The sequence below is a fragment of the Deltaproteobacteria bacterium PRO3 genome (assembly GCA_030263375.1).
Classification (GTDB): domain Bacteria; phylum UBA10199; class UBA10199; order DSSB01; family DSSB01; genus DSSB01.
This window is the reverse complement of record SZOV01000005.1, coordinates 89,431-98,478: the sequence shown is the minus strand read 5'-3', so window position 1 is coordinate 98,478 and position 9,048 is coordinate 89,431. Positions and strand designations below refer to the sequence as shown.

Annotated in this window: 10 protein-coding genes and 1 tRNA gene; 2 read left to right on the top strand and 9 right to left on the bottom strand. The window is 65.1% G+C overall.

Annotation, left to right across the window (positions count from 1 at the left end):
• Together FBR05_02060 and FBR05_02055 are read right to left on the bottom strand one after the other, a co-directional pair.
• Window positions 1-568: hypothetical protein (locus FBR05_02060; protein MDL1870968.1), on the bottom strand; the 568-nt coding region annotated here is incomplete at its 3' end.
• A 240-nt stretch (window positions 569-808) separates the two neighbouring features.
• Window positions 809-1,822 carry a zinc-binding dehydrogenase gene (locus tag FBR05_02055; protein MDL1870967.1) on the bottom strand — a complete coding sequence of 338 codons (1,014 nt, stop codon included), beginning with the start codon at window positions 1,820-1,822 and terminating at the stop codon, window positions 809-811.
• A gap of 141 nt (window positions 1,823-1,963) precedes the next feature.
• On the opposite strand from FBR05_02055, the gene FBR05_02050 reads away from it, so the two are divergent.
• Together FBR05_02050 and FBR05_02045 are read left to right on the top strand one after the other, a co-directional pair.
• A complete protein-coding gene (locus FBR05_02050) occupies window positions 1,964-2,245 on the top strand; it encodes a carboxypeptidase regulatory-like domain-containing protein (GenBank protein MDL1870966.1) in 282 nt (93 codons plus the stop codon).
• A 3-nt stretch (window positions 2,246-2,248) separates the two neighbouring features.
• Complete coding sequence (locus FBR05_02045) at window positions 2,249-3,091, top strand: hypothetical protein (GenBank protein ID MDL1870965.1); 843 nt, start codon at window positions 2,249-2,251, stop codon at window positions 3,089-3,091.
• On the opposite strand, the gene FBR05_02040 is transcribed toward FBR05_02045, so the two are convergent.
• The 7 genes from FBR05_02040 to FBR05_02010 all read right to left on the bottom strand — a co-directional run bounded on the left by FBR05_02040 (window position 3,088) and on the right by FBR05_02010 (window position 9,043).
• Complete coding sequence (locus FBR05_02040; GenBank protein ID MDL1870964.1) at window positions 3,088-3,942, bottom strand: pirin family protein; 855 nt, start codon at window positions 3,940-3,942, stop codon at window positions 3,088-3,090. The genes FBR05_02045 and FBR05_02040 overlap by 4 nt on opposite strands.
• Window positions 3,943-4,064: 122 nt before the next feature.
• The gene (locus FBR05_02035) at window positions 4,065-5,207 is read right to left on the bottom strand and encodes a DNA topoisomerase VI (GenBank protein MDL1870963.1); all 1,143 of its coding nucleotides are present in this window, start codon (window positions 5,205-5,207) and stop codon (window positions 4,065-4,067) included.
• A complete protein-coding gene (locus FBR05_02030) occupies window positions 5,208-6,959 on the bottom strand; it encodes a DNA topoisomerase VI subunit B (GenBank protein ID MDL1870962.1) in 1,752 nt (583 codons plus the stop codon).
• Window positions 6,960-7,274: 315 nt separating this feature from the next.
• On the bottom strand, window positions 7,275-7,808 hold the full coding sequence (locus FBR05_02025; GenBank protein ID MDL1870961.1) for a periplasmic heavy metal sensor: 534 nt from the start codon (window positions 7,806-7,808) through the stop codon (window positions 7,275-7,277).
• Window positions 7,778-8,224: a DUF3379 domain-containing protein gene (locus FBR05_02020; GenBank protein MDL1870960.1), complete on the bottom strand. Its 447-nt coding sequence runs from the start codon at window positions 8,222-8,224 to the stop codon at window positions 7,778-7,780. Before FBR05_02020 ends, FBR05_02025 begins: the two co-directional genes overlap by 31 nt.
• Entirely contained in the window at window positions 8,221-8,787 is a 567-nt protein-coding gene (locus FBR05_02015; GenBank protein MDL1870959.1) for a sigma-70 family RNA polymerase sigma factor, read from the bottom strand. The genes FBR05_02020 and FBR05_02015 overlap by 4 nt, the downstream gene beginning before the upstream one ends.
• 180 nt (window positions 8,788-8,967) lie before the next feature.
• Window positions 8,968-9,043: transfer RNA gene (locus FBR05_02010), tRNA-Glu, on the bottom strand.
• Window positions 9,044-9,048 lie beyond the last annotated feature (5 nt).

The window sequence follows — 9,048 nt, the reverse complement described above, 5'->3', positions numbered from 1 at the left end:
AATAGGCCGCGCCGCCGGCGGTCAGTCGCGCGCCGATGCCGTGGGCATACCAGGGCAGGCGGCCCTCGGCCGCCAGGCCGGAGAGGCGCCCCAAGGTCGCGCCGCCGGCCAGGCGCCCGACCAGGCCCGCGCCGAGCATCGGAACGATCACGCGCCAATCGGTCGCTCCTTGGCAGAAACGGGAGAGCAGGAATTCGCTGCGTACGCCGAAGGCGCCGCCCTGATAGGCGGAGAGCTCGGCGGAGGCTTTGCGCCGCAGGCCTTCCGGGCCCTCGGCGCCGGCCAAGGAGACGAGGATCTCTTGCGCGGCGAGATCGCGGCCCTCGGCGCGGAGCCGCAGCGCGGCCGCGAGCAGGCCCTGCCCTTGGAGCTGGGGATCGGATTCTTTCCCCAGTTCTTGCAGGGTCGGGACCAGCCAAGACGGGGCCGCGGATCCGCGCAGGACCGCCGTCGCGGCGAGCTTGCGCGCGAGGTTGCGATCGAGGGCGCCGGCCTCGCTTGGCGAGGCATGTGCGCTCGCCGGGCGAAGCGAGGCCCCGCGGTTCAAAAGGGAATTAGACGGAGTCATGGGACATCCCGTTCCAAATACGTCGAAATTTTATGGGGAAAAATAAAGTCAAGGTCGCGCGCCGCTGCGCGCAGCCACCCGATGTGAGCCCCCCATTTGTGTGCCTTATCGACGGCAGGCCGCCGAGGTTGTTGGATAAATCACATTTTTTACGCATTGCGCAAGGGGTTAGGCGAGGCCGGGCTAGCGCTTCTTGCTACTATATATTGGGCCTGCGAGGGTGTGCCTCCGATGGTGTGCTCAGGGCTTGAGCAGGACCTTCCCGAAATTCTGGCGGGCGTGCAGGTAGGCGTGGGCCTCGGCGGCCCGCTCCAGGGGAAAGGCCCGGTCCACCGTGGGGCGCAGTTTTCCCTCCGCGATCAAACCCAAGATATCCTTCATCGCCCGGGCCAGGGCCTCGCCGCGGTCCCAGAGGTGTCCCAGGTTGAAGCCCATGACGCCGCGGTTTTCGTTGAGCAGGGCGAGGGGCTTGAAGCTGGGCATGCGCCACATCCCCTTCGCGACGGCGAGGAGGCTGCGTCGCTCCGAGCTGCTGAAGCTGGAGATCCCGAACATCATCAGTTTGCCGAGGGCTGCCAGACAGCGGTAGCTCTTGCGGTAGGACTCGCCGCCGACCGCGTCCAGGACAATCTCGACGCCGCGGCCGCCGGTGAGGCGCCGGACCTCGGCCTCGAAGTCCTGGCGATGGTAGTCGATGCAGTGTGCGACGCCCAGCTCGCGAAGGCGCGCGTGCTTGGCGGCGCTCGCGGTGCCGTAGACCTCCGCCCCGCGCCAGCGGCAGATCTGCAGCGCCGCCTGTCCGACGCCGCCGGCGACCGCGTGGATCAGCACCTTGTCGCCCTGTTGCACGTTGCCCTGGTTCACCAGCATCAGCCAGGCGGTGAGGTAATTGACCGGGATCGCCGCGCCTTCCTCGAAGGAAAGGGTGGGCGAGAGGGGAAAGGCGAAGGCGGCCGGCACGACGACGGTGTCGCTGTAGCCGCCGAAGCGGGTGAAGGCGCCGACCCGGTCGCCGACGAGGAAGCCGGAGCCCGGCTCCGCCTGGTCGACGACCCCCGCGACCTCGTAGCCCACCACCGTCGGCAGCTTGGGCGCGTCGGGGTAGAGGCCCTGCCGCGCCAGGAGGTCGGCGAAGTTGACGCCGGCCGCCTTGACGCGGATGCGGATCTCGCCGGGCTTGGCCTCGGGGTCGGGCGCCTCTCTCACCTCGAGGACCTCGGGGCCGCCGATTTTAGGGATCCAGACCTGGTGCATGGGCAATATTGAAGCGCCGTCTCGCGAGGATGGGAAGCGGAATTCTCCCTTAGCCAAAGTCCAGCCCGGCGAGTCCTAAGAGAAAGACTCATTGTCAGCCCCTCGCGGATTGGGGTACTTTCTCCCGAAAGGAACTGGATCATGAAGAAAATCCTATTGTTATCCTTAGCCTTTTTGACACTCGCCGCGCCGGCTTGGGCCTCCGAGCTCTTCGGCAAGATCTCCTACAAGGGCGCGCCGCTGAAGGACGCCGAGGTCGCGGCCGGCGACAAGTCCGGCAAGACCAACGCCCTCGGCTTTTATTCCCTGACTCTCGATCCCGGCGCCTACACCCTCAAGGTCAAGCTGCCCGACGGGACGACCCGCGAGGAGAAGGTCGACGTCTTTCCCCAAGCCACCGAAAAAAATCTTAAACTGGAGTAGCCCTTGACGCCGCCGGCCCCCGCCCCAGTCACCGCCTCGAAATGGGACCTGGTCGCCAAGACGGTCACCGCCATCGGCGCCCTCTTGGCGGGGGTCTTCATCCCCATCGCCATCAACTACAACCAAGAGAAGAACCGCGAGACCCAGCTCTACGTCCAGATCATGACGCAGCGGGAGCAGTCCGACTCGACGCTGCGCTCGCAGATGTTCAACGCGCTGATCGGCAGCTACTTCGGCGAGGACATCCTGAAGGACCCCGAGAAGCAGATGATGTACCTCCACCTGCTCACGCTCAACTTCCAGGAGTTCTTCGACGCCAGGCCGCTCTTCGAGGACCTCAACCGGCGCATCAACCCCGAGCAGCGCTTGCGGCTGCTCTCCATCGCGCGGGACGCGGCCGACCGGCAGGTCAACCTGCTCAGCAAGCCGCAGAACGAGCCGATCGAGCTGAGGCTCTGCATGGATTCGACGGAAGATTGTCCGAGGATGGGGAGCTTCAACCTGAAGGGGAGGGAAGGCACCTATCCCTTCGCCGTGCGGTTGCAGGAGGTGAGCGACTCCGACGTCAAGGTGCGGGTCAGCTCGGCCGCGGAGAATTTCAATTTCAAGACGATCGAGTTCTACGTCTCCTACTTCGACACGCCGTTCATGAACAACACCAAGCTGGTCGACGGCAGCCGCTTCTCCTTCGTGCTGCGCAATGCCGATCCGGCCCGAAAAATCGCCAACATCGAGGTGGTGGCCTTCCCGGAGGAATACATGAACCTCCGCGACCGGCCCTACTTCGACGAGATGCTCTCGCGGCTGGGGGCGAAGAGCGGCGCCGTCAAGTCCGACAAAGACTAGCCCATCCGGCCGCTCTCGTAGTCCTGCATGGCCTGCAGGATTTCTTCCCGGGTGTTCATGACGAAGGGGCCGTAGCCCGCGATCGACTCCTCGATCGGGGCCCCGCTCATCAACAACGCCGTCGCGTCTTCCTGCGCCTCGAGGGCGATGCCGTTTCCGGCCCCTTCGAAGAGGGCGAGCTCGGCGGCCTCCAAGGTTTCGCCGCCCGGCACCGCCGCGCGCCCGCGCAGCAGCAAGAGCTGGGCAGTGTGGCCCTCGGGCAGTGGCAGCTCGGCTCGCCGGCCGGCATTGAGGCGCAAGTCCCAGAGGTCGACGGGGCTGAAGGTCTTGGCCGGGCCGCGGGTTCCGGAGAGCTCGCCGGCGATGATCCGCGCCAGTCCGGCGCCGTTCGGCAGCTCGACCTGCGGAATTTGGGCGTCGAGAATGTCTTGGTAGCGCGGCTCGGTCATCTTGAATTTCGCGGGCAAGTTCACCCAGAGCTGCACCATCTCCAAGGTGCCGCCCCGGCGGGCGAAATCGCGCCCATGCCGTTCCTCGTGCACGATGCCGGAGGCGGCCGTCATCCATTGGACGTCGCCCGGCCCGATCTTGCCGCCGTGCCCCGCCGAGTCGCGGTGCTCGACCTCGCCCTGATAGACGACGGTGACGGTCTCGAAGCCGCGGTGGGGATGCTCGCCGACGCCGAGGCGCTCTTCGGTGGGCGGGAACTCGGCCGGCCCCGCGTAGTCGAGCAGCAGGAAGGGGCTGATCGCGGCCCCGTCCCGGTCGTAGGAGAACATCGAGCGCACGGGAAAGCCGTCGCCGACCCAGTGGCCGCGGGGGGCCTTTCGGATTTGGTTCAGTCTTTTCATGGCCGCCTCCTTCTTATCGCCGGACAAGCGCCGGAACGAACCGTTCGCATTGGCAACGAATTCTTAAAATAAGACGAAGCGCGGGAAATGGCCAGCGGGCTATGGGTGGGATCGTCGTTCGGCTAGACGTAGTTCCCCTTCTTGATCTTCTCGATGATGATCTTCTCGGGCATCAGCGGGTCCCGCGGGTTGACCGAGAAGAGGGCCTGCTGCTCGCAGCGGCGCTTGTGCTGGATCAGCCACTTGAGGATGTCGGAGAGGCCCTTGTTGCGTTTGTCCTTGAAGAAGGGATCGTTTGCCAGGGCGTCGCGGGCCTTCTTCAGGGCGCGGGACTCGGCGGCGTCGTTTTCCTTCACGCCGTAATCGGGCAGGTCGTACTTCTTGATGTCTTCCGGCAGCACGCCCAAAAACTTCACCTCCGGCGCCGAGAAGTCCGAGTTGCGGATCAGGCTGGCCGCCGAGCCGGCCTTGAGGGTGCGGAAGATGTTCTGCATGGTGTAGGCGTCCAAGTCGCCGAAGAAGTAGCAGGGGATCTTCAGCTCGTCCTGGATCAGCTTGGTCCAGCCTCGCACCGCGTTGGAGGGGACGCCCTGGGCGCCCAGGAGGATCACCGGGTGGCGCTTGGTGAAGCCGCTGTTGACCAGCGTGTTGGCCGTGCCCTCCGACTCGACGATCAGGCAGAAGTCGATCTTCTTCTTGGCCTTGAGCTTGAGGCTCTGCGGGCGGTTTTTCGGTTGGAAGGGGGAGGTGCCCAGCGTGCTCAGGTCGATGGTCGCCTTGCCGCCGTCGGGCAGGGTCTCGACCACCACCAGCTGCTGGCTGTAGGTTTGGCCGCCGCGGTCGTTGGCGAAGCAGTTCAGGTCTTCGCGGTAGCACTCCATCATCTCGCAGATGAAGTCGATGATCGCGTCGCTCTCGTCCTGGTCGGCGAAGTCCAGCGGCTTGAGCGCCGGGTCGTGCTTAATTTCGCCCTTCGAGATGTAGTAGAGCTCGCGCTTGGTGTTGGTGGCGCCGACCTCGAGGTTGCGCAGGATCAGCTCGAGCATGAAGATCGCCCGCGACATCTTTTGCACCGAGCTGACGTTCAGCTCGGTCGCGACCTTCTTGTCGCCGGGCGTCAGGTAGCCGACCTTGGGGTTGTAGTTGGAGTTGTCGAGCGAGCACTTGGTGGCCTCCAGTACGGGGCGCTTGGCGCGCTCGAGGTCGCGCAGCAGGCGCTCGCACATCTCGACGGAGAGTTCTTTGACGTCGACGTCGGTAGCCATTTACTTTTTCCTCTCCTTGGCGGCCTTGGTTTTGACCGGGCGCTTTTTCTTGGTTTCCTTCGCGGGCGCCTGGGGCGGGGCCTCGGCGGTCTCGCCCTCTCCCGAGGCGGGGAGGATGCCGGCGACTTGGCCCATCTTTAGCACGGCCTCCTCGGCGTGCTCGATGGCGACGGCCAATTCCTGCTCGGCCAGGGCGGCGTCGCGGCCGAGGATCTTGGCCAGGCCGTCGAGGGCCTTGATCCGACGCTCCTTGGGCGACTTGGTGATGCGGCAGGCGCCGTCGACCAGGATGGGGGCGAACATCTCGATGTGCTGCCGCTTCTTCTCGAGGTCGGCCTCCTTGACCTCGCGACGGATATGCTTGGAGAGGCGCTGGCCGGCCTGGATCAGGGTGCGGCGGATCTCCTCGACCAGCTCGTCGCTGGCGTCGATGGTCTCTTTGGAGGCGTTCTTGAACTTGATGAAGGGCGAGACGACGCTGACCGCGATGATGTAGGGCCCCTGCGGCAGGCTGTTCTTCGGCTGGTTGAGCCCGTAGGCGCGCCAGTTGACCGAGACCGTCGCCTGGGTGATGGCGCAGGCGGCCTTGTCGAACTGCAAGGGCACGCGGTTGGCGAAGCGCAGCAGCGTGACGGGCTCGTCCTCGGACGGCTTGTCCAGCAGGCGGGCGATCGCAGTTTCGACCAAGACCGGCTTGAAGTCGCAGATCGCCGGCTTGCGGGAGACGACCGAGAAGAAGTCGACCTGCCCGACCCGCTGGATGCTCTTGGCCAGTCCCGACTCGCCGATGCTCAAGACCGAACTGGTCGAGGGCGCCATCAGCTTGGCCTTTTGCAGGGCGGCGAAGACTTTTTTGAATTGCTCCTCCGAGGCCTTGTCGACGCTCAGGTCGATGAGCGACTGCGGCAGGCCTTCTTTCCTCATTTCGGCCAGGACCCCGTCGCTGATGCGGGAGAAACCTTTTTTAAGCCAGGCGCCGATCGAGACGCGGCCGAAGAGGTGGGAGTGGGCGATGAACTCCCCCAGCTTCATGGTGTGCGGGTGGGGGGCGGTGGCGTCGGGGATCTGCGGCATTTCCTCGGTGACGCGGGGCACCGTGACTTCTTCTTGGTCCAGGATCTTGTAGCGCAGGGTCAGGTGGGGGTTCACCAGGGTCGTGCCGGTGAGGTAGGCGAGCAGGCCGCCCTCGCCGTTGAGCTGGATGCGGGCGTCGATGACGAACTCGCAGGCCAGGCCGTGGTCGCGGTCCCAGTCGACCGCTTCCTTCGACTTGAGCGTGCCCTTGTTGTGCTTGATGTCGACCTCGACGACGCATTGCACCGCCTTGCGCATCTTGGCGGTCTTGGTGACGACCGTCGCCCCCCGCGCGCTGGTCAGCTGGGCCCAGGTGGTGACGGCCGAGATGCCGATGCCCTGCTGGCCGCGGCTGCAGCGGCCGCGCCCGAACTTCGAGCTGGCCAGGTACTCGCCGAAGACCTTGACGACGTCGTCGGGCTCGAGGCCGGGGCCGTTGTCCTCGACGCGGATGCGGATCGAGTCGGCGTTCTTGGCCGTGCCCTCGCCGACCTTCTCGATCAGGACGAAGACCTCGGGGAGGATGCCGGCCTCCTCGCAGGCGTCCAGCGAGTTGTCGACGGCCTCCTTGATCGTGGTCAGCGCGGCCTTCGTGTAGGAGGAGAAGCCGACCTGCTGGAGGTTTTTGGAAAAATATTCGGCGCTGCTCGCCGAAGTGATGGTCTGGGTCTTGGCCATGGCCCCCCATACAAGGGCAAAACTTTTATAAATTCAAGGAACTTTAATGTGGTGGCGAAATCGGGGGCGCGGGAGGGTGTTCCTTCCGGGCCCTGCGGAACTCGCCCCTTGATCTGTACGTGGCCTTGCGGGCCGATTCGGCGGTGCCCGCGCTGCGGCTTTACGAAATTTTGTTGGACCTTAAGGTCGGCTCAGACAGTCCTCGGGCCCTCCAGGAACATCCTCCCGCGCCCCCGATTTCGCATCCATTATAGGTAGGTTTTGTCATTGATTTTTTTTTGCCGGAAATTTTCCTACGATCGTAGCGGAGGGCCGTCAGGGCGTCGCTGGCGGGCCCGGCGGAGGAAATCCCTTCGGTGGACCGGGGTGGTGTCCCGGTCCTCCGCCCGGAGGCGGTCCTGGCGGAGGGCCGCCTGGCGCGCCTCCCGGCGGGGGCGGACGCAGGAGGTCCGCCAAGAGCCGGCGCTCCTCTTGCGTGAATTGCCGGGCCAGAGACTCGAGAGTCCTGTCCAGCTCGGCCTTCATTTGGCCGTGCAGCCGGTGGAGCTCCTCGGACTTTTGCGCGAAGGCCTGGGCGTCGAAATCCTTGGCGGTCAGGACCTCGCGGATCTCTTCCCTTGCCTTCTCGATCTCGCGGGCGTGTTCGCGGTTTTTCTCTCCCAGCGACCGCATCGCTTGGTCGAAGAGCTTCCGCTTCTCCGGGCTCAGTTGCTGCGCCAACTGGGGCGGGGGCTTGAAGCCGCGCCGCGAGGCCTCGCAGCTTTGCCAGTAATAGCCCGCCAGACCTCCGAGCAAGACGAGGTTCAAGGCCAGGGAAATCAGTAAGAGGGGTTTAGGTCGCTTGTCCATGACGCTTCTCCATGGTTGTAAAGGGAGGCCAAGTCGGTCGCCGCGGCCGTGCGGCCGCGCTCCGCTTCGAAGGCGCCCAACAGAAATCCCAGGGCCAGCAGGCCGGCCAGGATCAGGGCGGGTTTCGGCCGTAAAAATTCGCGGAACCGGGCGAGGGGCGCGGCTTGGGCCTCGCGCGGGCCCGGCTCCTGCCGCGTCACTGCGGCGGCCGCCAAGATGCGCTGGGCGAGGCCGGGCGGGGTCGCGGGGAGGTCTTGGGCGAGCTGGGCCTCGAAGCGGCGTTCTTGCTCCAGCAGGCGACGCAAGTCCTCGGACTCATGCAGGGCCGCCTGCGCCTCACTGCGCCGGTCGGCCGGCCAACGCTCCAGGTCGGCGCCGTAGAGATCCAGACATTCTTGGAAAACTTTTGGCTTCATGACGCTTTCTCCCCGGAGGCCGCCAGGACCTTCTCCCGCAGCTGCGCCTTGGCGCGCATCAACAGCGACTGCAAGGCCTTCAGCTTCAGTCCCATCACCTGGGCCGCCTCCTCGTTGCTGAGGCCTTCGTAAAAACAGAGCTGCAGGGCGCTGCGCTGCCGCTCGGGCAGCTCCTCGAGCCAAGCGACGAGCCGCCGCTGCCGCTCCCGATGGATCAGCGCATCTTCCGTCCCGGCCTCCGCCGAAGCCTCGGGAGGCGCCTCGGTCGGAGTTTCCCTGCGCCGCCGTTTCAGGTCGAGGCAGAGGTTGACGACGACGCGGTAGAACCAGGTGGAAAATTTCCACCCCAAGTCGGCGTTCCATTTGGACGGCGCCTGCCAAAATTTGAGATAGGCCGTTTGCACGATGTCTTCGGCCTCGCCGGAATCGCCCAGAATGCGCCGGGCGATTCGGAAGTAGCGGCCGACATGCTCCTGCACCAGCCGGTTGAAGGCCTCGCGGTCTCCCTTTTGCACGCGCAGGGCCAGGGCCTCTTCGGAAATTGGGGTGGGCTCGGTCTCCATGGTAGCCGAAGCAGGGGCGATGTTTTCAGAAGGGCCCTGGAAAATAAAGTAGTTTCTCCTTTCGGCTCTCTCTTGGGGAAATACGCGGGACGAGGGAAAAACCTTCGGGAAAAATAGCGGGCACGAGGGGGTAAACTGGGTTCAGTGGATTTCGAAAAAAAAAGCCCCGATGGGGCTTTATGGCGCTCCCACGGGGATTCGAACCCCGGTCTACGCCGTGAGAGGGCGCTGTCCTAGACCCCTAGACGATGGGAGCAGAGG

Coding starts and splice junctions, on each gene's coding strand:
- FBR05_02055 (MDL1870967.1), bottom strand. CDS start 1,822: ATGCACCAGGTCTGGATCCCTAAAATCGGCGGCCCCGAGGTCCTCGAG.
- FBR05_02050 (MDL1870966.1), top strand. CDS start 1,964: ATGAAGAAAATCCTATTGTTATCCTTAGCCTTTTTGACACTCGCCGCG.
- FBR05_02040 (MDL1870964.1), bottom strand. CDS start 3,942: ATGAAAAGACTGAACCAAATCCGAAAGGCCCCCCGCGGCCACTGGGTC.
- FBR05_02035 (MDL1870963.1), bottom strand. CDS start 5,207: ATGGCTACCGACGTCGACGTCAAAGAACTCTCCGTCGAGATGTGCGAG.
- FBR05_02030 (MDL1870962.1), bottom strand. CDS start 6,959: ATGGCCAAGACCCAGACCATCACTTCGGCGAGCAGCGCCGAATATTTT.
- FBR05_02025 (MDL1870961.1), bottom strand. CDS start 7,808: ATGGACAAGCGACCTAAACCCCTCTTACTGATTTCCCTGGCCTTGAAC.
- FBR05_02020 (MDL1870960.1), bottom strand. CDS start 8,224: ATGAAGCCAAAAGTTTTCCAAGAATGTCTGGATCTCTACGGCGCCGAC.
- FBR05_02015 (MDL1870959.1), bottom strand. CDS start 8,787: ATGGAGACCGAGCCCACCCCAATTTCCGAAGAGGCCCTGGCCCTGCGC.